Raw genomic sequence first — 25,631 nt, 5'->3', positions numbered from 1 at the left:
ATGCTAAAAGCAAATCATGTTTCAAAAATATACGAAGACGGTACAAAGGCAATTACAGATATTAACCTTCACGTTCAAAGCGGCGATATTTACGGATTTATTGGAGCGAATGGAGCAGGAAAATCCACGATGATCAAATCAATTGTTGGCATTCATCCATTTAATGAGGGAGAGATCTCGATTGATGGCTATTCCATGAAAAATGATCCTGTTCTTTGTAAGAAAAGAATGGCTTATATCCCAGATACCCCGGACCTTTATGAGCATTTAACCGGCATGCAGTATATCAACTTTATAGCCGACATTTTTGAGGTTAATCTTACGGAAAGAGAATCATCTATCGAAAAATACAGCAGCCTGTTCGAAATGACTGGCAAGCTCCATCACAGCATCACTTCCTACTCTCATGGAATGAAGCAGCGGATTGCAATCATTGCTGCTCTGGTACATCAGCCATCCCTGTTTATCTTGGATGAACCATTTGTCGGCCTGGATCCAACTGCTTCCTTTCAATTAAAAAAACTGATGCAGAAGCATGCAGATAATGGCGGCGCCGTGTTCTTTTCTACGCACGTCTTAGAAGTTGCCCAGAAGCTTTGTAATAAGGTAGCCATTATTCATAAAGGAAAGCTTGTCAAAAGCGGCTTAATGGAAGAGGTTGCCGGCTCAAAAACCTTAGAAGACATTTTCCTGGAGGTTCGCAATGAATCAAAAAATATGGATATTATTTAAAAATGACCTTGCCAACAGCTTTCATCTCCATGATTTATTTCGTTCCGGCAGGCAAGGAAATGGAGGAAAAATAACGGCTGTTGTTCTGCTTCTTATGGGAATACTTCTGCTTACTTATAATATACTGACAGCCAAAACATTGGTCAGTCTTGGCCAGACAGCTATGATTCCGGGATACATGCTTTCTGTTTCCAGCATCATGATGGTTTTCTTATCGTTGCTACGAGCGAATGGAACAATCTTTGGCAGCAGCGATTTTGAACAGCTGGCTGCTTACCCCGTCAGTGAAAAAGAAATTTTTATCAGCAAGCTGCTTCACCTCTATTTTTTCAATTTACTGATTGGTCTGTTATTCAGCCTGCCTGTTTTATTCGTCTGGGCCACAAATGCTATTGTCTCGCCGATTTTAATTATCTTGTTTTGCATCACAGCGCTGGTTGCCCCTGTGATTCCAATTTGTATCGGTGTCATTTTTGGAAGTCTCGTTTATCGGATGGCGGCTTATTTTCGGCAAATGAATCTGATTGCTGTCTGTTTATCTCTGTGTCTATTAGGTGCTTTCAGCTATTTTATCATGACGCAATCTAACCAAACAGATAGCATGCAAGATATCGGAACCGCTGTGTATAGTCAGATGACAGCTATTTATCTGCCTTCCGTCTTATTTCAATTTAACAGCATTGCAGACAGCTTTTCTATTCTGCTTTTTCTTTTTATCAGCGGTTTATTGTTTTTAGTGCTTACCTTTTTCGGCAGCAGATACTACCGAATATTGAACCTTCGCCTTCTCACTTTAAAAAGCACTAACCATATGAAACCGCGAACAATCAAACAGCGAAGTATCTTCGTTGCTTTATGGAAAAAGGAAATAGCTGCTTTATTCAGCTCTTACAACTATTTGCTTAATTCGATATTAGGCACCGTGCTGTTAGTTTTTATTAGTATGGCATTACTTCTATTTGGATTTGAAAAACTAACAACGGTTATTCCGCTTCCTGTTTCTATACAGACCGTTACCAATGTATTCCCCATGTTTGTTGCAGCAATGCTGTTAATCAGTAATCCGGCAGCTGCTGCACTATCCATGGAAGGGAATAAAGTCTGGATTTTAAAAACACTGCCGATTGAGCAAAAAAGTGTGGTCCATGCTAAATTAGCCTGTACCTTTTTCCTGCATTTTATTGGTTTTGCTATTAGCATCCTAACTTATACCATCCGTTTATCTCCAACGATAGAACAGCTGATGTGGGCTATCCTAATTCCAGTAAGCTATTCCGCTTTTATCACGACGTTTGGATTGATGCTGAATTTTTCCTATCCACATTTCAGCTGGAAAAACGATATGTATATCGTTAAACAAAGCCCGCCTGTTTTAATCGCTGCATTTACCGGAATGGCAATGATGATTGTACCGCTAGTGCTTATTTTATTTCAGATACTTCCTTTGTTTGTGATTTATCTGGCTCTTGCAGTTCTATTGATTGGTCTTGCTATGCTTTTTTATCAGCGGACCTGCAGGATAAAATTTATCTAAGGAGAATGATGATGAAAAAGGATATCACCGTATTTTTAATCATGTTCGTTATTTTGTTTGGCATTATTTTGTTTTTGCCTGATTCGATTCCGATTCATTTTAATTGGCGGGGAGAAGCAGATATTGTAGTTCATAAATTTTTTCTTTTGATTGGGGTGATTATTCCTTACTCTGTTTACTGGCAATTTTTTAGAGAAAAGAGAGATTAATATCTCTATATGAAAAAGGTCCTTTCCATATCCTAGGGAAAAGACCTTCTTCACGTATTTATGCTTTTTCGTTTACTGTTGTATTATCAGGCGATGTAAAACTCTCTTCATCCGCCTGTTTCTTATAATAGCGGCGTTCCAATTTCTTGCTTCGGAATGTCTTCTGCCCAGGGTGATGAGCTTCTGCAAAGCTGCCACCGGTAACATCCTTCACCGTATGCACAACCGTGAATGCATTTTCGTCAATGCTGCTGACCAGCTTTTTCAGATAGAATAACCGCTGCTTCGGGATGGCGACATAAATCAGATTTTCCTCCACACCATCTGCATTTTCCTCTGCTTTTAATACGGTCGTATGCGTCCCCAGACTAGTTTGCAGCGCATGTTCGACTTCTTTTGTTTTATTGGAAAAGATGTGCACCACTCTTTTTGCTTCAAAACCTTCTAATACATAGTCCGTTACCCTCTTTCCAATAAACAGAGCAAGCACTGTATACATCGTGTACACCGGACCAATCACAAAAATCCCGGCAATGACAACAGACGCATCCAAAACAAAATTGGTTCCTGTCAATTCCCAGCCGAATTTATAATTTAACATGCGGGCGATAGTCGATGTTCCTCCTGTCGTGCTTCCTGAGCGGAAAATAAGTCCAAAACCGGCACCGGTAAATACGCCTGCAAAAATTGCTGCCAGAAGGGGGTCTGGTATTCCTGTAGCCAGGTCTTCGAGGATATAAATAAATAATGAAAATAACGGGATGGTCACAAGCGATTTGATAATCATGTCCTTTGGCAAGTAACGAAAGCCGATCAGAAGAATAACTGCATTCAGAATAAATGTCGTCATGGCAGGCGATATATCTGTTTCGTGGTAGATAAGCAGAGCCAGCCCCGGCACGCCTCCCTCTGCTAAAGAATTCGGCATCGCAAAGACTGCTACGGAAGCAGCAAAGAAAAATGTACCGGCAATTAAAAATACATAGTTCTTCATTGTGTATTCCTCCTTATTTAGTTGTGTGAAGTTCATTCTGAACGGTTATCCTATTTTATCCTCTAAAACAGGATAATGTCCCAAAAAGATATACCTCATTCGATAAAGTAATTATCCCAGCAAAGCGAAATAACCACCCGAAAAAAACCTTTCCCTAAATGAATTAGGAAAAGATTTAAAAAACAAAAATGGGCAGAACCCACGCATCAATTAAAACAGACGGCATGTAATTTTCTGCACTTTAACTGAGATAATCTTCTTATACTGGTTACTTTAACGTACTAAACACTTCTTTTCAACAGCTAAATGGAATTATTTCATTACTTCAGCATGTCTTAAAAGATAGTACTATACAAAAAAAGGAAGGAGAACGCCATTTCTACGCCCTCCTTCTGCATGGTACATATATTAATCACCTAAATTCACAAGCACTCTTCCCAAATGATTACTTTCTAATACAGCTGGCAGCATCTCTGTTAATTCCTCTAATCCAGCTTCCTTATATACCATATCTTCAAGGTTATCTAATTTTAAATCAGAGGCTAAACGCTCCCAGATATGCTTCCGTTCTGCCATCGGACAATATACCGAATCAATCCCGAGAAGGGAAACACCACGTAAAATAAATGGAAAAACAGATGACGGTACATTGACACCGGCCGCCATTCCGCTGACCGCAACACTGCCCCGGTACTGGATTTGCGCCAATAAAGCTGCTAACGGCTCCCCGCCTGCTGCATCGATCGCTCCTGCCCATTTCTGCTTATCCATCTTTTTCAGCTCTCCGTTATAAACTTCTTTTCTGTCAATAACTTCGTCTGCACCTAATTGTTTCAGATAAGCAGCCTCCTCGGTTTTTCCTGTACTGGCTGCTACTTGATACCCTTTCTTTTTCAAGAGGGAAATAGCAATACTTCCGACACCGCCTGTTGCTCCAGTGACAAGGATAGGGCCGTTTTCCGGCTTCATTCCATTCTCTTCTAACCGCTGGACAGATAAAGCAGCTGTAAAACCGGCTGTTCCTAATATCATGCTTTCTTTTAAGCTCAACCCTTTTGGAAGAGGCACAATCCATTCTGCTGGAACACGTGCATATTCACTATATCCGCCAAAGTGGGAGACACCTAATTCGTAGCTGGTAACAATAACTTTATCGCCTGCTTTATAGCGTTCGTCCTTTGAATCAATTACTTCTCCGGCTAAATCAATTCCCGGAATAAACGGATATTCCTTTACAATATTTCCATTTGGATGAGCAGCAAGCCCGTCTTTATAATTGATCCCGCTGTACTTTACATCGACTAGAACATCGCCCTCAAGCAAATCAGAAGGTTCGATTTCTTTTACATTCAAATTTAACTTTTCATTTTCTTTTTCTACGACGAGTGCTTTAAATGTGTTTGCCATGATATAACCTCCATCTAACTATATATTCTAATTGATTATTCCCTGAATTTAGGTGCTTCAATCCTGTATTGATTTGCTATTTTTATGTGACAGCTTTTCATCTTCACAATGGTATAAAATTGCTTGATGAATAAATTCATTCAATGTATCGTTTCCGAATTGATTGATATATGCTTTAAAGCTTTTATCTTCCTTATACGTATAAGCAATACATTGCAGGATTTCTGTATCACCTATCATAAACTGTTCGAGATAACTTTTCCATTCTAGAACGATTTGCTGTACTTTTTCAGAAGCAGGTGATTCCTCTGAGAGCTTGGCAAACTGCATGAATACATCCTGCATATTCTGATCAAAAGCTTCAAATACAGCAGCTCTTTCTTCTTCGGGAATTTGTTTGATATTTTTTTCATATTCTTGATACTTATCTGTATCCCCATATACATATTTAGCTTCCATTTGATACTGTTCTTTTAATGGCAGCACGCTGCCTTCCTGAAAAATATCCAAGTTAGAGATATCTTTTCCAGAAATAAAATCATTTAAATTGGCTAATGTCCGCTCGAGGTTTTGCTTTTTTATTTGCATCGCTTCATAATGTCCGGCTAAAATCGTCCTTTGTTCTTGTTTTGGCAACTGTATAATCGCCGCTATTTCTTTCAAGGGCAAATCTAGTTCCTTTAACAGCAAAATGGTCCGCAATTTTTTGAGATCCTCCTGGTTATACAGCCGGTAGCCTTTATCTGAATAGCTATAAGGCTTTAATAAATGGATTTCATCATAATAATGCAGTGTTCTTTTCGTTACACCTGTAATGGTAATCATATCTTTAACGGTGTAGTATGGTTTCTTCATCCCAATATGCTTCCACCTCGCTTAATATCTCCTGAGCCGGGAGTGTCGTTGCTTCCACAATGGATTTCCCTGTTTTTTGCAGATAATACTTCACTAAATAATAACCGCATGCATACCCGGCACTATGTGGCACTCCTCCAGCAACCGGTAACCCCTGTAATTTAGCAACTTCATCTCCATAAAGATACGCCATGATTTGCTGTAATCCTGTGATTTCTAAATGCTCTCTCAATACCGGTTTGATAATATGATTCAATGTATCAGCATCTGTTTTGCTGACCCAAGGTCCGATTAAATCTTCCCCATATAAAGAAGTCGCAAAGTTTTCTGCCAGTCCTTCACTGACAATCAATTCCCCAAGATTAATTTTATCATCCCATTTAATAAATTGATAACGGACATTATGATTACATTCATGTGCTAAAGCAGGTTTTAATCTTTTTAACGTATACTCATTTGGAAGCAAGCTTAGAATAATGTAGCCGGGAATCCCTCCTTCCCCACTATATCCTTCACTTAGCTGCAAGATTTTGCTGTCCGGACTGCCTAACAAAATCGTAAATAAATATTCAGACACAGGTAAATGGATCCCATGCTGTGTAAATTGGTTTAAGCAGTGTTCCAATGTTTGCTTTAATTCACCCCATAACGCATCAGAGGAAATCTGTTTCATGTCTGATTCAACTTCAGTTGTTATCATCTCCGGTGACAGATGTGCCATATTATTTATTGTCATCACATCAAATCCATTTTCCTCCTCCGCATGGAATGGAATCTGCTGTATTTCCCACTTTTTCTTGTAAGGACCAAGCATCTCCCGTCGATACAACTCTGTTTTTTCTTCTGGTGGACTAGCTATGACCTTCTTATAAATCTTATCCGAACGTAATATGTTGATATTCATTTTATCACACCTTTTCAAAGTTTATTTTTAACTTACAGTATGACGTAACGTGAAGGTCAATATGAAAAGATGAAATAATCTGCTGCATACACATGAAAAATCTCAGCAATAGAAATTACTGAGATTTTTCTTAATTTATAAGACCAAAGTTATTACTTTTGCTATAGGAGCATTTTTTTAAACATCACTTCATCTGCTGCTCCAGCTTACTTATTTTTTCTTCCAGCAATGCAGCTCTTTCATCCAAGCGTTTCACATCGATCAGCCGCTGCACTTTCTCCTCCAGACGGTCTATCTTTGCCTCTAACCTGCTGATGCTGTCCGTTTCATATGAGAATGATTCTAAACGGGTAGTAGAAAAAATAGAGTCAGCATCCTTCTCCTCTACTGCAAAGCAGATAATATAATCTTCTCCCGTTACTTCTTTTACAGCCTCCCCAATCCGTTCACTATATTGAGTCTCCAGCCAATCAATCGTAAATTCATTCGCTGCAAATACTGTTAATTCATCTTCGTCCCATTCCACTGTCGTGTTTTTCAGCCATGTGTCAAAACTTGGTTTAGATAAATCACTGCTTAGTTTTTCTAAAACTTTTCCCCATATATCCATATTGTTTTCCTCCCTCTATATAATTAAAATAAGACAACTTCTTTCTTTTCATTGCGCTGGTTATAATAGAACTCTGAAATCCTCTCATCTACAAATACCTTATACATCTCCATAAAATCAGGCGCTAATGGATAATCGGGCAATGCAGCTTTATCAATCCAAAAAACCTCTCCTTCATCCGAACTCTTTAATTCTCCAGAAAAAGAATTTGTTTTATAAAGTAAAACGACGTACCTTTCATCTTGGTTCGTCTGGAATTGCTTCGTTCCGCACAGCACAGGTTGTTTTATATGCAGGCCTGTCTCTTCCTCTACTTCCCGGACTACTGCATCATGGAATGACTCCTCTTTTTCAATATGTCCTCCGGGGAAAGTGATTCCCGGCCAATTTTTATTTTGTCTGTCTTGAACCAAAATCTGTCCCTGTCCATTTTCAATCATGCACATATTGGTGAAAATTGCTGCTTCCGATCGCCCCATGCTGACTCCCCTTTTTCGTCTATATTTCCTTACTGTCTAGTATACCATTCTACAAATATCGTGAAAGGAAAATATGTTATGATGGAAAAAATGCAACATTAGAATGATAATGTAAAAGAGGCTAAGGAAAGAAGGTATAACATGAAAATAGACATTCCAAAAATTTCTCCTGTATTAACTGAAAAAAGATTTACTGATATTTTTTACGAAGAGGATCCGTTACTGGAAACGTGTGAAATCACTGGGACAGAATTTACCAACGAAGTGGTGGAGCGTGTACGGATTTACGATGCGGTTATCAAAAATTGCCAATTCAATCAGACAGACTTTGAAAATATAGAACTGACAGATGTTCGCTTTGAAAACTGTGATCTATCCAATGTGAATTTGACGAAATCCTCTATCCACCGCGTGGAGTTTATTCATTGCAAACTGGTCGGCTGTGAATTCCCGGAATCGTCCATTGGCAATGTCCGATTTGATGATTCCACTTTAAATCTGGCTGCTTTCGGAAATGGAAAGCTCGAAAAGGTGATATTTAATGAATCCGTATTAACCAATATTGATTTCTACAATTGTAAATTCAAGAAAATCGAGTTCAACCGCTGTGATTTAAATGAAGCGAATTTTGAACAGACTACACTGAAAGGAATCGATATCAGCTCTTCCAGCTTTGAAACATTGACCGTTTCATTAGAAAGCTTAAAAGGCTGTAAAGTTTCCTCTTATCAAGCGATTCAATTTGCTTCTCTGATTGGATTAGTCGTTAAAGAATAATAACAGATGCATTTGTTAACTTATGTTTAATCATCCTATTTTGTGGTATATTCATAATAGAGTAAATCAATCGGAAAAGGAGTTTTATAATGGTTAAACATGTAAACTTAGGTAAATCAGATGTTTCTGTACATCCTATCGGCTTAGGAACCAATGCGGTAGGAGGTCATAACATTTATCCGGATATGCTGGATGAAGAACAAGGAAAAGACGTTGTCCGCACAGCACTGGATAATGGGATTAATATGCTGGATACAGCATTTATTTATGGACCAAAGCGCTCGGAAGAATTAGTTGGCGAGGTTATTCAAGAATATAAGCGTGAGAATATCGTGTTGGCAACGAAGGCTGCGCATAAATTTGTCGGCAACGATACGGTAATGGATAATTCACCGGCATTTTTAAAGCAATCTGTTGACGACGCGTTGAAGCGTACACAGACAGATTATATTGATTTGTTTTATATCCATTTCCCTGATGAAGACACGCCGAAAGCAGAAGCTGTCGGTGCTTTAAAAGAATTAAAAGATCAAGGAAAAATCCGCTCCATCGGTGTTTCCAATTTTACGCCCGAGCAATTAAAGGATGCTAACCAAGATGGTTATGTAGATGTGTTGCAGGCAGAATATAACCTATTAAATCGTGATGCTGAAAAAGACTTTTTCCCTTATACTGCGGAAAATAACATCACATTTATTCCTTACTTCCCATTGGAATCTGGTTTATTAGCTGGGAAATATGATAAGAACACCACTTTTTCTGATTTACGGGCAGAAAAACCAAATTTCCAAGGGCAGCAGTTCCTGGATAACCTGGAAAAAGTAGACCAGGTAAGAAAAATCGCAGATAAACATGGAGAAGAGGTTGCTCATATTGTTCTGGCCTGGTATTTCTCTCAAGACTCAGTTGATGTGATTATTCCTGGCGCAAAACGCCCAGAACAGGTGTTGAGCAACAAAAGAGCTGCTGAGATTTCATTATCTGAAGATGATATTCAAAAAATCAGCAATATCTTTGCTTAATCGTTTAAAGATAAAAACCCGCGTATTGTTTTAAATGAAAAACAATACGCGGGTTTTCGGTTACAAATATTTACTGACAAAACGATTCATCCGCTTCGTAGCTTCCTGCAGATTTTCCATCGAAGTCGCATAAGAGCAGCGGATGTGCCCTTCTCCGCCAGCACCAAAGATATCCCCCGGCACCACAGCAACATGCTCTTCATACAATAATTTCTCCGCAAATTCTTCCGAAGATAATCCAGTTGCTTTAATAGACGGAAATGCATAAAATGCGCCTCCAGGCATATGACAGGCTAAGCCCATCTCTGCAAAAGACTCTACAAAAAATCCGCGTCTCTGCTTATAGGATTGCGTCATTCTTTCCACATCATCCATTCCGCTCTTCAAAGCCTCTAACGCTCCATACTGCGCCATTGTCGGTGCGCACATTAAGCTGTACTGATGCAGCTTCAGCATTGCTGCCAACAAATCAGGCGGTGCCATTACAAAGCCCAAGCGCCAGCCTGTCATTGCAAAAGCCTTGGAGAATCCGGAAATTAAAATCGTTCTCTCCTTCATCCCATCCAGCGCCGCAAAGCTGACATGCTTGTGATCATAGCTTAATTCTGCATAAATCTCATCAGAAAAGACAATCAAATCATGTTCTTCTGCTAACGTTGCTATTTCCTGCAGATCTTCTTTTAACATCACAGCACCAGTAGGGTTATTCGGGAAGCTGATCATTAACGCCTTCGTTTTTTCTGTGAGCACTGCCCGAATCTGTTCCGCTGATACTTTAAAATCATCTTCTATTTTTGTCCCTACCGAAACCGGCACACCTCCAGCCATGGATACAAGCGGCGCATAGGATACAAATCCAGGCTCGACAATAATGACTTCATCACCCGGGTCCAGAATGGCGCGGCAGCCAATATCGATGGCTTCACTTGCCCCGACAGTGACAAGCACCTCTGATTCTGGGTCATAATCCACTTCAAAGCGCTGGTCCATATATTTTGTTATTTCCTGTCTTAATTCAAGTACACCGGCATTCGCTGAATAAGCAGTAAATCCCCTTTCCATCGATGAAATACTTGCCTCACGAATATTCCATGGTGTTGTAAAATCAGGCTCTCCGACACCTAAAGAAATAATATTATCCATCGAAGAAGCTAAGTCAAAAAATCTTCGGATGCCGGATGGCTTAATATCCTGGATACGTGATGATAAACGATTTTTCGTTTTTACACTTACTTGACTCATGGTGTCACCACAATTCTGCGATCTTCTTCGCCTTCTTCAAAAATAATTCCGTCGTGCTTATACTTCTTCAACTGAAAATGGGTTGTCGTTGAAATCACAGAATCGATGGATGAGAGTTTTTCTGAAACAAAGCGGGCAATCTCCTGCATCGTTTTTCCTTCAATCACTACCTGAAGATCGTATGCACCGGACATAAGGTATAAGGCCTGCACCTCAGAAAAGCGATAAATACGCTCTGCAACCTCATCAAATCCCACGCCGCGTTTTGGAGTTACCTTCACATCGATCATCGCTGTTACCTGTTCAGCCTGTGGCACCTTGCTCCAATCCACCACTGCAGAATAGTTTAAGATAACCTTCATTTTCTCTAATTTTTTTAAAATCGTTTGAATTTCTTCTTCACTTATATTTGTCATTTTCGCTAATGTATTGTAATCAATTCGCGCATCTTCTTCTATAATTCTCAAAATTTCTAATTCTTTTTCTGTCATTCTCCTTTGACTCCTTTACCATTTCTGTCCAATATCCAATCTCGTGTCTGGATTATATTCCATCATAACATATTCGACAGGATAAATTCATTTCTGTCCCCAAATATTTTAAATCTTTTGTTTTGTATATATCAAGCATTTCTATTTTTTGGAGATGAAATCGCAAACACATTAAAATCTGGAAGTCTATCAAAGGAAAATCTCTCTTTCTGCAGAAAAAGTTCTAAATAACCAGCTTTACGCCAAAACCCATTAATAGCAGTCCGGCACATTTTTGAAAAACCTTTTGAAATCCAGGCTTTTTCAGCCAACGCTTCATCGTATCTAAAAAATAAACCAGCATAAAAAACCAGCCTGACGCTATCAGCGTTAAGATACATCCAAGAAAAATCAGCTGCTGATTGACGTTCCCGCTTATATCTATAAATTGCGGCATAAAAGTGATGTATACTACAACCGTTTTCGGATTCAATATATTACTGATGGCCCCCTGAAAAAAAGAATCTTTATAATAAGGTTTTGCTGTTTTCCTATTATCATTTTTCTCTGATACAGCTTCCATGGAGAAGGTATCTCTTGAAATGAAAGCCCGGATCCCTAAATAAATGAGATAAGCAGCTCCAAGATATTTAATGATATTGAAAAGAAAAACTGACTGGGCAATCACAACAGACAGTCCAAAGACAGCAATCATGGTCCAGAAGGTGAGTACAAATGCTATCCCGAGTATGGTAGCACAGCCAGCCTTTGCACCATAACGGAAGGTATTTTTCATCATCAATACCGTATCAGTCCCCGGCAGCATGGACATTATCAACGCCATCAGGATATATGCCAGTAAATTATCCATCCCGCATGCTCCTTTCAGTTATCTTAGTAACGCAAGACTGCCTGTTAATTGATTCACTTTTTTCTTTTCTCCATAGATCCCCAGTCCATAATACAGATAATCTGATTTCGATTTCTCCTGAAGCTTTGCTATGTATTCCACATACGTTTTACAGCTTTGCGCTGCATTGGAAAAATCAACAACAGTCAGGTCAGCAAACGTCTCTGTCATTGTTTTATCTCTTAATTCATGAAGCAGTCCGGCATTTCCCTTTAAAATAGGAATAGGTGTTTTTACAATTCCTGCATGCTCCACACCAGATAAATCCGTTACATTCTCCCCTGCCATTTCAGGGGCTTCCTTTCCAAGTGTGACCCCGAGAATAGCTGCCGTATTGGCAATTAATCCTAAAGGCAGATTTTCATCGATAACAAGTACACATTTCGTTTCCATCGAATGCATTATATCTCTCCGTTCCGTTCAAAAATCTTCATATATTGCTTCGGTGTTAATCCAATCATGCTCTTAAAAAACCTGGTCAAATGGCTTTGATCACTGAACCCCGTCAGGAAAGCTACTTCAATCGGCTTCACTCCTTGTTCTAACAGCCTTTTTGCATGGTTCACCCGAATTGTTTCCAAATAGCTGTAAGGAGAAATTCCCTTTTGTCTGGTAAAGGATCTCAATAAATAATATTTGCTCCATCCTGTTAAATCGCTTAACGCTTGTAATGAAATTTTTTCAGCATAATGCTCTTCTAAATAATTGCTGATTTTCTGCACTTTTTGGGAGGATTCCAGTTCTTTTTCCGGGATAGTCAAGTCCGAATTTATCTCAATAAGCTCTTCCAATAAATATAGAAACAGCTCTTCTTTTTGGAATGCATCCTCTTCCTCCGTCATTCTCAGGTGAAGGTCTTTTAAAGCAGATGCTGCCTCACTCTGATACAAAACACTTTCTTTAAAATGCGGAAGAACCTCTTCTCCCTTCATCTCAAACATCGCTTTTTTCATCACATCTGTTCTTACATTAATACAGCGATAATCCAATGTCCCTCCATCCACCTGCTCACAGCTATGTGTATCGTACGGATTGAAAATAAGTACATCACCCGGCTGGATTGCATAGTCTTCTCCCTGGCAGATTAACTCACGTTCTCCTTCCTCGATAAAACCAATCACATAATAATCATGAAAATGAGCCGGAAACTTTTGTGTGATTCCTTTAAAACGATATGCTTCCACATCTAAATCCGGATCTAAATAAATCGTTCGCGTTTCATCTGCCATACTTATTTCTCCCTCCTTACACCGCTTAACCTTCTTCTAAACTAACAAATACTCTCTGTATTTTCTTGTATGATATTGCGCTTTTTTACATAAAACAGCCGCCGAAAAGTTTTCCGGCGGCTGTTACTTACTTTTTATTCGATTTCATAAGCAGCATAAAAATAATAATTAGAGTGAAAGCAATGAAGGCTAAAAATGGTATCGTCATAAAACCGAACCAATTTATATATTCTGCATTACAAGGCACCCCGCCAACACATGGCTTTAACGGGGCAAACCCCGGTACTTTTTGCTGAAGATAATGATACAGCGAAATACACCAGCCGATAATGGCAATGGGCAGTACATACTTTTTGATTGTAAATTCCTGTTTGAACGTAGCTACTCCAAGGATAAAGGCCAATGGATACATCGCAATCCGCTGATACCAGCATAATTCACACGGTATAAATCCTTTTATTTCACTAAAATAAAGGCTTCCTAAGGTGGCAACTAAAGAAACGACCCAGGCAAAATACATATAAAGCTGTCTCATATCCAGTTTATTCATCTTATTCACCTAACGCTTCGTCAATCGCTGCTTGGATAACCTCGTAATCAAACGTATCATCATCGTCTATCTTAACATTATTAACCATAATCGTTGGAGTTGATTCCACTTCATACTGATTTCTTAAATTATCATCTATTACAAGTTCATCCATAAGCGGATTATTTTCTACATCCTCCGCTAATGCCGCTTCGATATCTTCCATTAATGCCTCTGTATCAATTCCCTCAACCCCATCAGCAATTTCCTCTATTTTATCGTTGGTTACCCATGTCGCTTGCTGATTTTGTGGCTGGTCATCAAACAGGGCATGATGGAAATCCCAATACGCATCAGGGTTCTGCACATAGACAGCTTCCGCAGCTAATGAAGCTAATCGTGACTCTTCTCCATGGAACAATATATTGACATATGAAAATTGCACGTCTCCATTATCTATATAGTCCGCTTCCAATTGTGGAAAAATAGTTTCGTCCCATGCTTTACACCCAGGACATTTATAATCTCCAAATTCGACAACAGTTACTGGAGCGTCTGAGTCTCCATAGATTGGTTGTCCTTCTGTGGAAGGTGCTTCATCAAATTCCCTTCCAAAAGATTCTGAGTCCCGGTTTACGAGCACAACCAGTAACACCAACAGCGCAACAACTATTAACGTTATCGTTACGATTACTTTTAATGGCGATTTTTTCATATAAACATCTCTCCTATCTAGGTAAATATAACATATAAATGTCATTTTGCTCAGCCTGAAATTACAAAAAGTAACTTTGTAACAAAAATTTAAATACAGTACCAATATACATTATTTTTTACAGTCGTACACCTATTTGATTGTCACTTTTATGACAATATCAAAACATCTTCGTTTTGTCTAACCTTGCAATTAAAATGTTTATAAAAAAAGTACTCTATACAAGGCAAGAAGGTCAAGCATCCTGTCATTTGCTAGAATTTTGAACTCCCTCTTAAAAGATAGAAAATCGATACATAAAGTAAAACTATATCACCACGAACAAATAGGCTGTTTTATTGCAATAAAGATACATTAAAAATGTAAAGTTGACTTCTCATTTTGCTTTTGATAACATAAAATGAGAAGTCAACTTCACATCACTAAAGAGAAGAGAGATGTCATGATCGTTATCAATAAGGTGCAGACATTTAGAAAGCAAAAAAAGATGACACAGGAGGCATTGGCAAATAAGGTCGATGTATCCAGAAAAACGATTGTTTCTTTGGAAAAGGGCAATTACACGCCTTCTTTATTGTTGGCATTACAGATAGCAAAAGTACTGGAAACAGATATTAACGTTATTTTTTATTTAGATGAGGAGTGATCCTGCTATGAAGAAAATTATATTTGAACAAACGGGGAATATCATTATGATACTGCTCCTGACCTTGGGAATGATACAAACGGTTCTAACTGCTACTGTAAATAAAGGCTCTTTTTCTTTTTCCTTTGAATTCGGCATTTTTTGGTTTTTATTTTTAGGCTGGCTAATTATTTTTGGCATTGCCCGATTTTGGTACGGGAGGAAAAAGAATAATGAAGGCTATAGCACTCGAAAGGGAGAATTCAGCACGCATGATGAACGGGAGGAGCTAATCTCCAAAAAAGCCAGTCTGATTACCTTTAAAATGCTGATCTCCTTATGGGTTGTTCTTCTTTTTCTGTGCTTCGGACTCGGTTTGTTCATTACAGATATCAAAACCTTACAAATCATGGTTATCGGCATGCTGGGAGGCAGTCTTATTATAGGGTTTCTCTCGTATCTGACTGTCTGGATAATACTTGATTCAAAGGATTAATCTGCAAGCTACAAGCAATATCATAAAATAACTATTGATATAAGCGGTTTTATACAATTGGCAGACTTATAGTAAGCCTGATTTAGTTACAGGCTTACTCCGCTGACTAAAGGTGAGAATAATCATGATTAATGATTTCCACTAATTCAAACGTATCTTTATCAAATTTAAATTTCAAAATACAGCAGTTAGCCATTCCGCTTTGCTGGTCAATTTGACTGGTATGACTCCAGGTTCGCATAAATTGCCGGCAGGAGGCGCCATGAGAAACAGCCAATACAGTGTTCCCCTTTTCCTCCTGCATTATTTTCAGCAGCGTATCCGAAACCCGCTTTCTCAATTGCATTTCTTCTTCACCGCCATAAGCCACAAAAAAATCTCTATAAGGAAGCTGCGGATTCAAGTATTCATGTTCCGCTTCAAACGTTCCGAAATTCCATTCTTTTAGTCCCTTTACTCGCTTATATGGCATATCCGTAATTAGTTCTAATGTATCACAGGCTCGTTCAGAAGTTGAAGCATAGGCGCTGTCAAAGGTAATTTCATTGTCGGAAAAATATTCCGCTGCAATTTTAGCTTGGTTCATTCCTTTTTCTGTTAATGGCGAATCACACCAGCCTTGAATCTTTTTCTGCTGATTAAAGAGTGTTTCCCCATGCCGCATTAAATATAATGTTTTCTCCATCTTTTTCTTCCTCTCTTTATCCATAATCATAGCATTCAACATGTTAACTTTGTTATGAGCCTATCATTTTTCAAAACTTATGGAAAGCAGAATACGCTTATCCTATCTTTGACTTCTGCCCCAAGCTTAAATAATAAAAGGCAGAGTTTGATTTTCAAAGAAAGTAAAGATGGATATCCATACACTAGAAAAGAAAGCCTATAAATCAAAAAAGGCTTTCTTTACGATGCAATTCGGCTTGAAGTACAATAATTCCGCTATCTATCTAGTTTAATTAGGCCAGCCGCTGACTTAAATCATATCTGTTATAACCTTAAAAAATTCATAAACAAAATACCCGGAAAAACCAATTAGTACGATACCGGCAATAATAGAAAATCCTTTGATCATTGCCCGGTTCATTACTTTTCGCGTTGTAGCTACAATCGCCAGCAAACCGATATCATGCAGTAAAATTCCTGTTAAAATCCCAGCAGCAATAAGTAAGAAATTGGATGGCTGCTCTGGATTATATGTGTTACTTAAAACAGCTCCAAAAACACTCAGCCAAAACACAACATTTCCTGACGAAATAGCCACAAGTAATCCATTTCGGTAGGAGGAGCGTATGGATTTAGCAGGTTTTTCCCCTGCCAATGTAATATCACTATCAGCATTTTTAATCGATTCATAACCAATCAGAAATAAAAAGACTGCGCCGACCAGCCACATAGGAATTTGTATAAAAGGTAATTGCAGAATAGATGCTAAACCTAAATAAAGTGCAGCAATTAAAACAAAATCGATTGTCATTCCGCCTAATCCTACAGCCCAGCCATGCATAAACCCATTTTTTAGACCCTGCTTTGTCATTTCAACGGTAATCGCTCCCACTGGCATTGCAATAGCAAGTCCTGCTATCACATATGTAAAAAATAATGCCATATCATTCGTTCCTCCCAAAAAGAAAATATTTTCTATCATACTATAAAATACAACAAATGTATATCTATACATTTCCTTTTATATTTATTCTTTCCGAAAGGGCGGGAAACTGCTTTCTGATGGTAAAGATAAGCTAACACTCTCTGAATATCTTTTTAAATAAAAAAGATATAATTAATTAGCAACCTTCTAATTGCCCGAATAAACCGCACCTTTAAAATACATAAAACGAATATGATGGGTTATTCATTGCGCATATAAAAAAGAGGCTCAATATATGAACCTCTTTTTCTATCATTTTATTCCTCAGCGCTAGAAGCATCTACGTTATTGCTTTCATCCTGCTCATCATCTTCTTCATCTTGCTCTTCATCATTTTTGTCATTATTTGCGCTGGCAACGTTATTTTCAGCCTGTTCTTCTTCTGGAGCATCTGCAGACTCAGAATCTGCCGCTTCCGCCGCCGCAACATAATTTCGGATTTGATATCGTTCTGTGTCAGACAGGTCGTCCCATTGTTTGTAATTAGTCATGAATGTTAAAGCAAGAACAAGCAGCAAAATTGGCGTAATGCCAGTAATTATTTTTTTCACTTTACCTTCCTCCTGTTAGATTAATCTTTGACTTGCACTATACCGTTTCTCCGTTCATCTGCCACACCATAAATGGAATTAGATTCATCATCGATAACAAGTGCCTGAATTCCTCCATAAAAATCGTGTTCCGTTTGATTGTAGATTTCATAGCCCCGGGCCCTCAGACCTGATTGAATATCGGTATCTAACTCGCCTTCTGTGAAAATATCATTATCTTCAATGTAAAATCTATCATCCCCGACGGCATCTTCAAGCGTTTCATCAAACATCAAATATTTCACGAGCACTTGTGTCATCACCATCGGGATCCTCTTACCGCCTGGCGAGCCAATTCCGATCATCCGGTCACCATTTGTCAAAATGGTTGGGCTCGTGAAGCTTCTTGGTGTTTTCCCTGGCTCAATACTATTTAATGACTCATCCCTTTGACTGAAGTTTTCCATTTGGTTATTCATGAAAAACCCGCCTACATCGTCACCGGAGCCAAAGAAATTCCCTAAGGTATGCGTTGCTGATACCATTGTACCATCTTGGTCGACAATGACAAAATGTGTCGTATTATCGTGGTCTTCCTCATCGGATACCGAATCATTCACTTCATAGTCCTCGGATAATTCATCGAGTGAAATCGTGTCCGCCATCTGCTGTGTATGCTCAGGTGATGTCAGTTCATCAGCAGACATCGCATCCGTAAAGAATCTGTCCCCCACATTTTCAACGCGGTCATCATAGGACCGTTTGGAAATTTCTCCAATCAGATGCATATAATCTCTTTGATTATTCTCCGTCGACCCAATATTTAACTGCTCCGCCATTTGCAGAGACTGAATCAATGTCACTCCTGCTAACGGCGGCGGCGCAGAATACACATCATATCCGGCAAAGGTGCCGTGCGCAGCTTCCGTCGTTTCTGCGGTATAACCGCTTAAATCCTCCGCCGTTATTGTTTCCTCATGTTCTAAGATTTGGTCTGCAATTGGTCCGTTATAAAAAGCATCCGCTCCGCCTTCCTGAATTTGACGTAAAGTATCTGCTAATTCAGTCTGCATCAATGTATCGCCCGCTTCTAATATGTCATTATCCGGGAAAAATTGTTCCAGCTCTGGAACATTCATCCGGTAAGAGCCTTTACTAAGCCGGTCTACCAAATGTCCGTCAACTTGAAACCCTTCTTCTGCATAATCGATTGCCGGCTGGATCAGATCCTGCATATCCATCGTACCTAAATCCTTATTGAGATCCTCCATTCCCCTTACTAAACCTGGAATAGCAAAGGTTTCCGGCTCTGCACCTGATTCTGGTGCCGTTTCACGGTACTCATAAACGGTAGGCTCCTCTGCATCATGCGGGTAGACCAGCATCTCTCCGCCGCCGCCGATACCTGAACCATAGGGCTCTACAACGCCAAGCACGTAGGAAACGACTACTGCCGCATCCGCTGCGTTCCCGCCTTCTTCCAATACTTTATTCCCTGCTTCTACTGCTAATGGATGCGAAGCGCTCACACCATATCCTTCTGACGAATTGATTGTCTCCGATTGTTCGACACCATAATCGGTCGTTGTCGTATCCGATTCAAACATTCCTTGCTGAGCATAAACAAATACCAGCCCTGCTACGACAATAACTCCCAATATAATCATAAGTTTTTTATTGCCCATTATCAGAACTCCTTCCTTCTAAAACATCAGAATGATCCACTTCCAGAATCAGCTTCCCATCTTCTTTTTCAAAATTCTCTTCCGGCTGATTATTCATTAATTGCATATGAATTTTCATTTGGTTATATTTGTTTTCTGTTACGTAAGGCTGTGCTCCATCTATACGCAGCGGCGTAATCTCAAACCTGCCTGTCCCGTCGCTTAATAGATCATACTGCACAATCGCACTATCCTTTGTCCTGGACCAGCCCTGGTCAAAAACAAAGTTGCCCAGTCCGTAAAAAATAACACCATCTTTATATTTTTCCACTTCTGATAACACGTGCGAGTGATGTCCAATAATTGCATCTGCGCCGGCATCAATCATTGCCCTTGCTAACTCGGTCTGTCTCGGGTGCGGCTGATTATCATACTCAACCCCCCAGTGCATGTTCACAAAAACAAGGTCTGCCTCTTGCTTCGCTTCTTCAATCATTGGAAAAATATTATCCGGCAACGAACGGGCTACGCCTGCCCGGTAACCAAGCGCTGAGAAGCCCTCTACAAGCGCATCTGTATAACCAAGTGTTGCAATTCTTATTCCATTCACGTCCTGATAATCAACAGCTGTTGCTTCTTCTACATTTTCCCCGGCACCAACATGGGCTAAACCTGCACTATCAAGTGCCGAAATCGTATCAGTCAGTCCTTCTGCGCCATAATCCATCATATGGTTATTAGCCAGATTGAGCATGGTAAAATTCATTTCTGCTAAAGCTTGAGCTGCCTCTTCACCCGTATGTAGATGAATTCGTTTATCTATTTGCTCATAATTATCTTCATCTTGCAATAAAATCGGATTCTCAAAATTACCAGACACATAATCCGCATTGTCAAAGAAAGGCTTCACTTTTTCAAATGGATAGGTTACTCCGTATCTCTCTGTCACATCTTCCACGTGACGGCCAAACATGATGTCACCGACAAAAGTAGCTGTCAGCTCTGAATCATCTCTGCTTTCAACCTGTGCTACATCTGGTGAAAAGAAAATTTTATGTCCGATAATGAAGACAACAACAACAGCTAAACCGATGGCCACATGTTTACCGGCAGATTTTTTATGACGTTTCCCCATCCGTAATATTTTTTCTTGATATGTTAATTTTTTAGACATATTAACCCTTCCTATATGATGTAATAAACGCTTAAAATAACAAAAGTAAGTCCACCTAATAGAAGCGAACTTCCGATAGTAATAATGGCTCCTTGTTTTTGAATGGTATTGGCGATAAGACCGGGTACAATAACCCCAATCCCTCTAAACTCCAATATTTCAAACGGGAGCACCGGATAGGTGAAATCGAGGAGCAGTTTCAACACAATTCCTACGGATAACATAGCAGCAAATTTTCTGCGTCCATAAAGCAGGACAATGCGTGAAAGTCCGTATGTCACAATAACATATGTTAAAAGACTGATACCAAAAATAACGGCAATAAAGATAGGCTGGTCAAAAACCAGTGCTAAATATCCAGGCACAACCAGTCCTGCCGGGACAATGCCAGTTTTCTCTGAAAAAAGTAAGCTTAGAATAACTCCAAGCACGAGTGCAATATATAAATCTGAGCCAAACATTCTATGATCCTCCTATTTCTCTGTTTCTGTGCCGGCATGGAATTTTTCAACTAATGGTTCGGCAGCACCGTGGATATTCCCTATTCCATAAATCATATTATCTGATGATATATCGATTAATGTTTCATAGATTTCATCCGTTGATTTTCCTTGAAGATCCATTACTTGATTAACTTCCAGTTTGCCAGATTTTACAGCATTCTTAATCGGGTCTGCCTTTTCCCCAATCAATACAAGCACATGCATCGGCAGGTGCGGCAATACATCATCCACAAATTGAATGGTCCGGTCCACACGGTCTGCCCGGCAGTTCATTACGATAATCGGGTTCTTCGCGGGATATCCTAATGACGCTACATTCTTCCAAATGTTAATGGTAGAAACAGAGTCATTGGCCGCAAAACCGTTAACGAAATAAGTTTCGGAATCCTCATGGCTCACCTGCTTAATCCACATCGCGCCCGGATCCGGCTGCGCCTTAAGCATTCCGCGAAATGCTGTTTCTTCATCAATATCCAATGCTTCCGCAACTGCTAAAGCGAGCGAAGCATTTTCCGGGAAGATCATATAATCGAATTTGCGTAAATATGCATCCGGAATTTTGCTGTTATCGGCAACGATCACTTTCGTGTTTCTTTTCGCTGCTTCTTGTTTAAAATACTCTACATAAGGACCTTCCGAGATAATTAAATGCCCATTATGCGGAATCGTCGCTGTAAAGGCTTCGGCAATCTCATCTAATGTTGGCCCCATGACATCCATATGGTCTTCCAGCACATTAACAATTACACCAATATTCGCTTGGAGCAGCTTCTCCTGAAAAACAATTTGATAATCCGGGTTGACCGCCATACACTCACTTACCAACGCCTCGGCGCCCAAATCGGCTGCTTTTTTCACAACGATTTTCTGTTCACGGATATTCGGGCCCTCGGGACGTCGAACAATAGGCTCTTCCTCCGGCGTATTCCAATAAATCATCCTTGCCGAAGTACCAGTCGTTTTCCCGATGGTCTTATATCCTGCTTCTTTAATAATACCTGTAATCAGCCGCGTTACTGTTGATTTCCCACGGATTCCATTCACATTCACCCGAATCGGCAAAGCATTCACATGCTTTTTATGCGAATTCCACTCCATGATACCGATAACCAGTACAATAACGAGCACAATTGGAATCAATAACATAACTATACCCTTCCTTTATCATTCATCAAATCATGAAAATCGCAGTATTTCATTTCGCAATCATCAGCTGTCATGTTTAGACACACTTTGACAGCACGTTAGACATTTTAACAAAAAAAATAAGTGTTACTAAGAAAAAATCTTTTTTTTATTCTATTTGTAATCTGTGTGACTAAACTGACTTTCAAATGTAATGTATTGTAATTTTATAAAATTTATGTCGATTACTCCTGCTATATTTCAAGACTTTCTAATCTATTATATCAATTTTTATAGGATTGTCGTTTTTCAAATCCCTTCTTACGCTTCATTCGCAGAAAAAAGTAACAAAGGAGAATTTATCCAATTGATGCACTGCCCATAAGTTGACCTTGATGAAGGCACACACAAGAAAACCGATATCGAATCATTCACCTAATCAAACCCGTTATATAGCAGGAATCTGCCGGTCTATAGTTTTCCAATTCAACGAAATTAATATTCCGATAATCAGCAAGCCAATAATTTTAAAGGGGTATTAAAAAAATGGCGCATCAAATTTAAGAAAATTCTGCTAAAAATGACAGAATATAAAACGAATTGGTTTAATATACCACGTTCGAGCAAATTCTAAACCAACTGAATCACAATAAAAGAACAGACAAATAAGCTGTACGTGTTATGAAATATGCAGAGTTACTGCATAAACACTAGGATTAGAGAGCAAAATACAGTTATTAATAATGGCAAACTTCATCGAGCAGGAGATTTTTCTGATGAATGAGACTCCGATAATAAAAATTGAAAGGTTGGTGATTAGATGAAATACGTTTTGGCATTCTTCATTAAATTTGCTCTGACAACAGGAATATTATGGGTCACTTTAGGTTTGATTTTTCAAATTTCTTTCAGCAGCTTGATGATGACCAGTTTGATTTTAACTGCCGTTGCATTTGCAGGTGATATGCTGATTCTTCCCCGGATCGGGAACATAGCAGCAGCAGTAGGTGATTTTGCACTTGCTTATATCGGCATCTGGGGAATCGGCGCTTTACTGTATGATAATGCACTTTCTGTGGATGGAGCGGCATTAATAGCTGCTTTTCTAATTACGATAAGTGAACTTTTTTATCATCGATATTTGCGTAATTTTGTGTTTGATTATGTAGAGAGGGAGGAGAAACACATTCATTCGGATAGCTTGCAAACAGAAATAAGTGAAGAATTTCATGCTAAAAAAGACAAAAACAAATAAAAAACTATTTCGGCTTGATATTTTCGCAAGTTTTTCCCGTCAACGCCTGAAAGTATAAATTAAGTCTAACGGCAAAGCATAAGAGAAATAGAAAAATAAGGAGTGGTTCCCATGAAATTAGCCTCCCATGAATTACATGAGTTAAGTGAGCTGATTGCAGGGTGTTATAATACAATATCTTGCATGGCAGGCTTTATCAATCAAGCCCAAGACCCTGAATTGAAGGGTTTATTACAAAGGCACTTCCCGTTACATGTACAAGACTATAATCTAAAAGTAGAATTTGTTCAAAGCGAAACAACACCGGATATTACAAAATTTCAGCCTGCTCAGATAAATCCGATGTTAGCCTCTTATACGCAGGCTCCCGTTTCAGAATTTCCTGCTGCAACGCCGCGAACAGAAGTACAGCAGCATACCGACCGTGAAATTGCTACAGCTTATCTGCTTAATCAGAAGAGTTCAGCCAAAAATTATGGTAATGCTTCTGTAGAATGCGCTAACCCGGATTTAAGAACGTTTTTGGAACATGCCTTTTTGAACAGCAATCACCATGCTTACGAGGTTTGGCAGTATATGACAAAAAAAGGCTATTACCCATTAATGGCCGCACCGGATCATGCCATTCAGACGATAGCATCTATCTACCAGCCAGTTGAGCAGCCGCCTCAATTATAAAAACAATTAAAAACCAGGAGCAGAATTTCAGCTTCTCGCTCCTGATTTTTAACGAACTTCTACACTATCTTTTTTCTCTCAACATATTCTTTTTGCAAAATTCCCATATGAATCATATCGTACCACTTCCCGTCCCGAAATAGAGCCTCTCTGCTTTTCCCTTCCAATTCAAAACCCAGCTTCTTATACAGATGGATTGCCCGCTCATTAAAGGAAAACACCCGTAAGGATATCCGGTGCAGATTCAGTTCAAGAAAAGCATAATCAAGCAGCAATTCCATTCCTTCTGCCCCGTAGCCCTTTCCCCAATATGCTTTCTCGCCAATATCAATTATACATTCTGCGTTCCGGTTTTTATGATCTATGTGAATGAGGGAGACAATCCCAATGGCCTTATCCTTTTGCTTATCAACCATCATATACCCTTTTGACGTGTCTGATTTTAAAATAGCATACTCTACAAAATCCTCGGTAGCTTTTATTGGATATACATCTAAAGCAGGACTGGTTGAATGCATGACCTCTACATCATTTCTCCATTTGTGATAAAGCTCTGTATCCTCTTTGGTCATCTTTCTCAATTGAAGCCTTGCTGATTCAAATAACAAACAATCACTCCTTATATACTAATTTTTCCAAAGTAAAGCGCAGAATGGATAATTGTTCCCGTACTTTCGTTTGTTTGTTTCCCAGCTGAAAAGTATCGAGCATCAGTCCATTTAAAAAAGAAATCATATATCTGGAAATCCGCTCTGGCCGCTGCTGCAGCTGAAATTCTTTATTTTGATTACCCGTTCTTAATACTTCTTCTATCGCTTCCGTTATTTCATCGTAACGCTGGGATACATAAGAAAAATCGTCTTTATGCTGTTGCGCAGTTAAAAAGAATTCCGCTTTTGCCCGAAGCAAAGACTGATGGATATTTTCAATAACCTGCTGCTGCCTTTCCAGCCAGCGCTGGAGCTGGGGCCAAATCCGTTCATCATCTGACACTTCAAAAAACTGCACATCCCTTTGATCGTCTTCTCTTAGCACTTCCAAAAAAATATGCTCCAGATTATTAAAATAACTGTATATTGCCCCCCTCGATACACCAGCTTCATCCATGATATCCTGCATCGATGTCTGCACATAGCCTTTCTTGATAAAGACCTCTTTCGCAGCCAAAACCAAATTTCTTCTCTTTTCTTGCTTGTAAGCCTCACTTACTTTAGGCATCGAATCACCTCGATTTTAATCAATAAAATATACAACAGTGTCATTTATTTTATTATAACGACACTGTTGTATATTTTCAAATTTGAACTGCTTC

At 39.2% G+C, this 25,631-nt stretch carries 31 protein-coding genes; 9 read left to right on the top strand and 22 right to left on the bottom strand.

All coding sequences use genetic code 11. The features are described from left to right. From MKX55_RS07655 to MKX55_RS07645, 3 genes are read left to right on the top strand one after another with little or no spacing between them, the layout of a single operon-like run. Window positions 1-732, top strand: a complete 732-nt coding sequence (locus MKX55_RS07655) for an ABC transporter ATP-binding protein (protein WP_339237341.1) — start codon at window positions 1-3, stop codon at window positions 730-732. After that, entirely contained in the window at window positions 704-2,266 is a 1,563-nt protein-coding gene (locus MKX55_RS07650) for a hypothetical protein (protein WP_339237338.1), read from the top strand. Before MKX55_RS07655 ends, MKX55_RS07650 begins: the two co-directional genes overlap by 29 nt. A 5-nt stretch (window positions 2,267-2,271) precedes the next feature. Next, window positions 2,272-2,475, top strand: coding sequence for a DUF1648 domain-containing protein (locus MKX55_RS07645; protein ID WP_212928255.1), 204 nt, complete (start codon window positions 2,272-2,274; stop codon window positions 2,473-2,475). 58 nt (window positions 2,476-2,533) lie between these two features. On the opposite strand, the gene MKX55_RS07640 is transcribed toward MKX55_RS07645, so the two are convergent. The 6 genes from MKX55_RS07640 to MKX55_RS07615 form a co-directional block, all read right to left on the bottom strand. Further along, window positions 2,534-3,469, bottom strand: coding sequence for a YitT family protein (locus MKX55_RS07640; RefSeq protein ID WP_339183779.1), 936 nt, complete (start codon window positions 3,467-3,469; stop codon window positions 2,534-2,536). A 408-nt stretch (window positions 3,470-3,877) separates the two neighbouring features. Continuing rightward, window positions 3,878-4,876 carry an acryloyl-CoA reductase gene (locus MKX55_RS07635; protein ID WP_339237333.1) on the bottom strand — a complete coding sequence of 333 codons (999 nt, stop codon included), beginning with the start codon at window positions 4,874-4,876 and terminating at the stop codon, window positions 3,878-3,880. A gap of 57 nt (window positions 4,877-4,933) precedes the next feature. Next, window positions 4,934-5,731: a MerR family transcriptional regulator gene (locus tag MKX55_RS07630; RefSeq protein WP_042532907.1), complete on the bottom strand. Its 798-nt coding sequence runs from the start codon at window positions 5,729-5,731 to the stop codon at window positions 4,934-4,936. Beyond that, window positions 5,706-6,635, bottom strand: a complete 930-nt coding sequence (locus MKX55_RS07625; RefSeq protein ID WP_256705978.1) for a DUF2268 domain-containing protein — start codon at window positions 6,633-6,635, stop codon at window positions 5,706-5,708. Before MKX55_RS07625 ends, MKX55_RS07630 begins: the two co-directional genes overlap by 26 nt. A gap of 184 nt (window positions 6,636-6,819) precedes the next feature. Then, window positions 6,820-7,245 (bottom strand): DnaA N-terminal domain-containing protein, encoded by a 426-nt coding sequence (locus tag MKX55_RS07620; protein ID WP_212928254.1) that lies wholly within the window; start codon window positions 7,243-7,245, stop codon window positions 6,820-6,822. 23 nt (window positions 7,246-7,268) lie between these two features. Then, complete coding sequence (locus MKX55_RS07615; protein WP_339237330.1) at window positions 7,269-7,724, bottom strand: 8-oxo-dGTP diphosphatase; 456 nt, start codon at window positions 7,722-7,724, stop codon at window positions 7,269-7,271. A gap of 141 nt (window positions 7,725-7,865) precedes the next feature. Here MKX55_RS07615 and MKX55_RS07610 point away from each other — a divergent pair, with 141 nt between their 5' ends. Both MKX55_RS07610 and MKX55_RS07605 read left to right on the top strand, forming a co-directional pair. Next, complete coding sequence (locus MKX55_RS07610) at window positions 7,866-8,501, top strand: pentapeptide repeat-containing protein (protein WP_339237328.1); 636 nt, start codon at window positions 7,866-7,868, stop codon at window positions 8,499-8,501. Window positions 8,502-8,590: 89 nt separating this feature from the next. Then, entirely contained in the window at window positions 8,591-9,523 is a 933-nt protein-coding gene (locus tag MKX55_RS07605; protein WP_339237326.1) for an aldo/keto reductase, read from the top strand. A 60-nt stretch (window positions 9,524-9,583) separates the two neighbouring features. Here MKX55_RS07605 and MKX55_RS07600 read toward each other — a convergent pair whose 3' ends face one another. The 7 genes from MKX55_RS07600 to MKX55_RS07570 form a co-directional block, all read right to left on the bottom strand. After that, window positions 9,584-10,765: an aminotransferase gene (locus MKX55_RS07600; protein ID WP_339237324.1), complete on the bottom strand. Its 1,182-nt coding sequence runs from the start codon at window positions 10,763-10,765 to the stop codon at window positions 9,584-9,586. After that, window positions 10,762-11,256, bottom strand: coding sequence for an Lrp/AsnC family transcriptional regulator (locus MKX55_RS07595; RefSeq protein WP_042532894.1), 495 nt, complete (start codon window positions 11,254-11,256; stop codon window positions 10,762-10,764). Before MKX55_RS07595 ends, MKX55_RS07600 begins: the two co-directional genes overlap by 4 nt. Before the next feature lie 223 nt (window positions 11,257-11,479). After that, window positions 11,480-12,106, bottom strand: a complete 627-nt coding sequence (locus MKX55_RS07590) for a LysE family translocator (protein WP_339237322.1) — start codon at window positions 12,104-12,106, stop codon at window positions 11,480-11,482. A gap of 18 nt (window positions 12,107-12,124) precedes the next feature. Beyond that, entirely contained in the window at window positions 12,125-12,547 is a 423-nt protein-coding gene (locus MKX55_RS07585) for a DUF2000 domain-containing protein (RefSeq protein WP_042532890.1), read from the bottom strand. Beyond that, window positions 12,547-13,374 carry an AraC family transcriptional regulator gene (locus MKX55_RS07580; RefSeq protein ID WP_339237318.1) on the bottom strand — a complete coding sequence of 276 codons (828 nt, stop codon included), beginning with the start codon at window positions 13,372-13,374 and terminating at the stop codon, window positions 12,547-12,549. Before MKX55_RS07580 ends, MKX55_RS07585 begins: the two co-directional genes overlap by 1 nt. Before the next feature lie 127 nt (window positions 13,375-13,501). Next, a complete protein-coding gene (locus tag MKX55_RS07575) occupies window positions 13,502-13,915 on the bottom strand; it encodes a disulfide oxidoreductase (protein WP_339238457.1) in 414 nt (137 codons plus the stop codon). 10 nt (window positions 13,916-13,925) lie between these two features. Continuing rightward, window positions 13,926-14,618, bottom strand: a complete 693-nt coding sequence (locus tag MKX55_RS07570; RefSeq protein ID WP_339237314.1) for a thioredoxin domain-containing protein — start codon at window positions 14,616-14,618, stop codon at window positions 13,926-13,928. 442 nt (window positions 14,619-15,060) lie between these two features. Between MKX55_RS07570 and MKX55_RS07565 the strand changes: the two genes are divergently transcribed. Together MKX55_RS07565 and MKX55_RS07560 are read left to right on the top strand one after the other, a co-directional pair. Further along, window positions 15,061-15,264, top strand: coding sequence for a helix-turn-helix transcriptional regulator (locus tag MKX55_RS07565; protein WP_339183758.1), 204 nt, complete (start codon window positions 15,061-15,063; stop codon window positions 15,262-15,264). Between the two features lie 7 nt (window positions 15,265-15,271). Next, window positions 15,272-15,739, top strand: coding sequence for a hypothetical protein (locus MKX55_RS07560; protein WP_339237312.1), 468 nt, complete (start codon window positions 15,272-15,274; stop codon window positions 15,737-15,739). Window positions 15,740-15,845: 106 nt separating this feature from the next. Here the strand turns inward: MKX55_RS07560 and MKX55_RS07555 are convergent, their stop codons facing one another. The 7 genes from MKX55_RS07555 to pgsB all read right to left on the bottom strand — a co-directional run bounded on the left by MKX55_RS07555 (window position 15,846) and on the right by pgsB (window position 22,407). Then, window positions 15,846-16,424 (bottom strand): histidine phosphatase family protein, encoded by a 579-nt coding sequence (locus tag MKX55_RS07555; protein WP_339237310.1) that lies wholly within the window; start codon window positions 16,422-16,424, stop codon window positions 15,846-15,848. A gap of 291 nt (window positions 16,425-16,715) precedes the next feature. Next, the gene (locus MKX55_RS07550) at window positions 16,716-17,348 is read right to left on the bottom strand and encodes a LysE family transporter (RefSeq protein WP_339237307.1); all 633 of its coding nucleotides are present in this window, start codon (window positions 17,346-17,348) and stop codon (window positions 16,716-16,718) included. A 299-nt stretch (window positions 17,349-17,647) separates the two neighbouring features. After that, window positions 17,648-17,941, bottom strand: a complete 294-nt coding sequence (locus tag MKX55_RS07545; RefSeq protein ID WP_339237305.1) for a hypothetical protein — start codon at window positions 17,939-17,941, stop codon at window positions 17,648-17,650. A 20-nt stretch (window positions 17,942-17,961) separates the two neighbouring features. Next, on the bottom strand, window positions 17,962-19,605 hold the full coding sequence (locus MKX55_RS07540; RefSeq protein WP_339237303.1) for a gamma-glutamyltransferase: 1,644 nt from the start codon (window positions 19,603-19,605) through the stop codon (window positions 17,962-17,964). Then, on the bottom strand, window positions 19,595-20,758 hold the full coding sequence (locus MKX55_RS07535) for a CapA family protein (protein WP_339183746.1): 1,164 nt from the start codon (window positions 20,756-20,758) through the stop codon (window positions 19,595-19,597). Before MKX55_RS07535 ends, MKX55_RS07540 begins: the two co-directional genes overlap by 11 nt. Before the next feature lie 11 nt (window positions 20,759-20,769). Continuing rightward, on the bottom strand, window positions 20,770-21,219 hold the full coding sequence (pgsC, locus tag MKX55_RS07530; protein WP_339183745.1) for a poly-gamma-glutamate biosynthesis protein PgsC: 450 nt from the start codon (window positions 21,217-21,219) through the stop codon (window positions 20,770-20,772). A gap of 12 nt (window positions 21,220-21,231) precedes the next feature. Then, window positions 21,232-22,407, bottom strand: coding sequence for a poly-gamma-glutamate synthase PgsB (pgsB, locus tag MKX55_RS07525; protein WP_339237301.1), 1,176 nt, complete (start codon window positions 22,405-22,407; stop codon window positions 21,232-21,234). Window positions 22,408-23,206: 799 nt separating this feature from the next. Between pgsB and MKX55_RS07520 the strand changes: the two genes are divergently transcribed. Both MKX55_RS07520 and MKX55_RS07515 read left to right on the top strand, forming a co-directional pair. After that, window positions 23,207-23,641 carry a YndM family protein gene (locus MKX55_RS07520; protein WP_339183742.1) on the top strand — a complete coding sequence of 145 codons (435 nt, stop codon included), beginning with the start codon at window positions 23,207-23,209 and terminating at the stop codon, window positions 23,639-23,641. Between the two features lie 111 nt (window positions 23,642-23,752). Then, window positions 23,753-24,319 carry a spore coat protein gene (locus tag MKX55_RS07515; RefSeq protein WP_339183741.1) on the top strand — a complete coding sequence of 189 codons (567 nt, stop codon included), beginning with the start codon at window positions 23,753-23,755 and terminating at the stop codon, window positions 24,317-24,319. Between the two features lie 59 nt (window positions 24,320-24,378). Here MKX55_RS07515 and MKX55_RS07510 read toward each other — a convergent pair whose 3' ends face one another. Then, the gene (locus tag MKX55_RS07510) at window positions 24,379-24,927 is read right to left on the bottom strand and encodes a GNAT family protein (protein ID WP_339183740.1); all 549 of its coding nucleotides are present in this window, start codon (window positions 24,925-24,927) and stop codon (window positions 24,379-24,381) included. Between the two features lie 4 nt (window positions 24,928-24,931). Next, window positions 24,932-25,537 (bottom strand): TetR family transcriptional regulator, encoded by a 606-nt coding sequence (locus MKX55_RS07505; protein WP_339237299.1) that lies wholly within the window; start codon window positions 25,535-25,537, stop codon window positions 24,932-24,934. Window positions 25,538-25,631 lie beyond the last annotated feature (94 nt).

Source organism: Oceanobacillus sp. FSL W7-1281, assembly GCF_037969835.1.
Taxonomy (GTDB): Bacteria; Bacillota; Bacilli; order Bacillales; family Amphibacillaceae; genus Oceanobacillus; species Oceanobacillus oncorhynchi.
The sequence above is the reverse complement of the archived record's forward strand: the minus strand, read 5'-3'. Positions and strand labels throughout refer to the sequence as shown.

What these genes read in the sequence shown, in the direction of transcription:
- MKX55_RS07655 (WP_339237341.1), top strand. Translation starts at nt 1, where the DNA reads ATGCTAAAAGCAAATCATGTTTCAAAAATATACGAAGACGGTACAAAG.
- MKX55_RS07650 (WP_339237338.1), top strand. Translation starts at nt 704, where the DNA reads ATGAATCAAAAAATATGGATATTATTTAAAAATGACCTTGCCAACAGC.
- MKX55_RS07645 (WP_212928255.1), top strand. Translation starts at nt 2,272, where the DNA reads ATGATGATGAAAAAGGATATCACCGTATTTTTAATCATGTTCGTTATT.
- MKX55_RS07640 (WP_339183779.1), bottom strand. Translation starts at nt 3,469, where the DNA reads ATGAAGAACTATGTATTTTTAATTGCCGGTACATTTTTCTTTGCTGCT.
- MKX55_RS07635 (WP_339237333.1), bottom strand. Translation starts at nt 4,876, where the DNA reads ATGGCAAACACATTTAAAGCACTCGTCGTAGAAAAAGAAAATGAAAAG.
- MKX55_RS07630 (WP_042532907.1), bottom strand. Translation starts at nt 5,731, where the DNA reads ATGAAGAAACCATACTACACCGTTAAAGATATGATTACCATTACAGGT.
- MKX55_RS07625 (WP_256705978.1), bottom strand. Translation starts at nt 6,635, where the DNA reads ATGAATATCAACATATTACGTTCGGATAAGATTTATAAGAAGGTCATA.
- MKX55_RS07620 (WP_212928254.1), bottom strand. Translation starts at nt 7,245, where the DNA reads ATGGATATATGGGGAAAAGTTTTAGAAAAACTAAGCAGTGATTTATCT.
- MKX55_RS07615 (WP_339237330.1), bottom strand. Translation starts at nt 7,724, where the DNA reads ATGGGGCGATCGGAAGCAGCAATTTTCACCAATATGTGCATGATTGAA.
- MKX55_RS07610 (WP_339237328.1), top strand. Translation starts at nt 7,866, where the DNA reads ATGAAAATAGACATTCCAAAAATTTCTCCTGTATTAACTGAAAAAAGA.
- MKX55_RS07605 (WP_339237326.1), top strand. Translation starts at nt 8,591, where the DNA reads ATGGTTAAACATGTAAACTTAGGTAAATCAGATGTTTCTGTACATCCT.
- MKX55_RS07600 (WP_339237324.1), bottom strand. Translation starts at nt 10,765, where the DNA reads ATGAGTCAAGTAAGTGTAAAAACGAAAAATCGTTTATCATCACGTATC.
- MKX55_RS07595 (WP_042532894.1), bottom strand. Translation starts at nt 11,256, where the DNA reads ATGACAGAAAAAGAATTAGAAATTTTGAGAATTATAGAAGAAGATGCG.
- MKX55_RS07590 (WP_339237322.1), bottom strand. Translation starts at nt 12,106, where the DNA reads ATGGATAATTTACTGGCATATATCCTGATGGCGTTGATAATGTCCATG.
- MKX55_RS07585 (WP_042532890.1), bottom strand. Translation starts at nt 12,547, where the DNA reads ATGCATTCGATGGAAACGAAATGTGTACTTGTTATCGATGAAAATCTG.
- MKX55_RS07580 (WP_339237318.1), bottom strand. Translation starts at nt 13,374, where the DNA reads ATGGCAGATGAAACGCGAACGATTTATTTAGATCCGGATTTAGATGTG.
- MKX55_RS07570 (WP_339237314.1), bottom strand. Translation starts at nt 14,618, where the DNA reads ATGAAAAAATCGCCATTAAAAGTAATCGTAACGATAACGTTAATAGTT.
- MKX55_RS07565 (WP_339183758.1), top strand. Translation starts at nt 15,061, where the DNA reads ATGATCGTTATCAATAAGGTGCAGACATTTAGAAAGCAAAAAAAGATG.
- MKX55_RS07560 (WP_339237312.1), top strand. Translation starts at nt 15,272, where the DNA reads ATGAAGAAAATTATATTTGAACAAACGGGGAATATCATTATGATACTG.
- MKX55_RS07555 (WP_339237310.1), bottom strand. Translation starts at nt 16,424, where the DNA reads ATGGAGAAAACATTATATTTAATGCGGCATGGGGAAACACTCTTTAAT.
- MKX55_RS07550 (WP_339237307.1), bottom strand. Translation starts at nt 17,348, where the DNA reads ATGGCATTATTTTTTACATATGTGATAGCAGGACTTGCTATTGCAATG.
- MKX55_RS07540 (WP_339237303.1), bottom strand. Translation starts at nt 19,605, where the DNA reads ATGGGCAATAAAAAACTTATGATTATATTGGGAGTTATTGTCGTAGCA.
- MKX55_RS07535 (WP_339183746.1), bottom strand. Translation starts at nt 20,758, where the DNA reads ATGTCTAAAAAATTAACATATCAAGAAAAAATATTACGGATGGGGAAA.
- pgsC (WP_339183745.1), bottom strand. Translation starts at nt 21,219, where the DNA reads ATGTTTGGCTCAGATTTATATATTGCACTCGTGCTTGGAGTTATTCTA.
- pgsB (WP_339237301.1), bottom strand. Translation starts at nt 22,407, where the DNA reads ATGTTATTGATTCCAATTGTGCTCGTTATTGTACTGGTTATCGGTATC.
- MKX55_RS07520 (WP_339183742.1), top strand. Translation starts at nt 23,207, where the DNA reads ATGAAATACGTTTTGGCATTCTTCATTAAATTTGCTCTGACAACAGGA.
- MKX55_RS07515 (WP_339183741.1), top strand. Translation starts at nt 23,753, where the DNA reads ATGAAATTAGCCTCCCATGAATTACATGAGTTAAGTGAGCTGATTGCA.
- MKX55_RS07505 (WP_339237299.1), bottom strand. Translation starts at nt 25,537, where the DNA reads ATGCCTAAAGTAAGTGAGGCTTACAAGCAAGAAAAGAGAAGAAATTTG.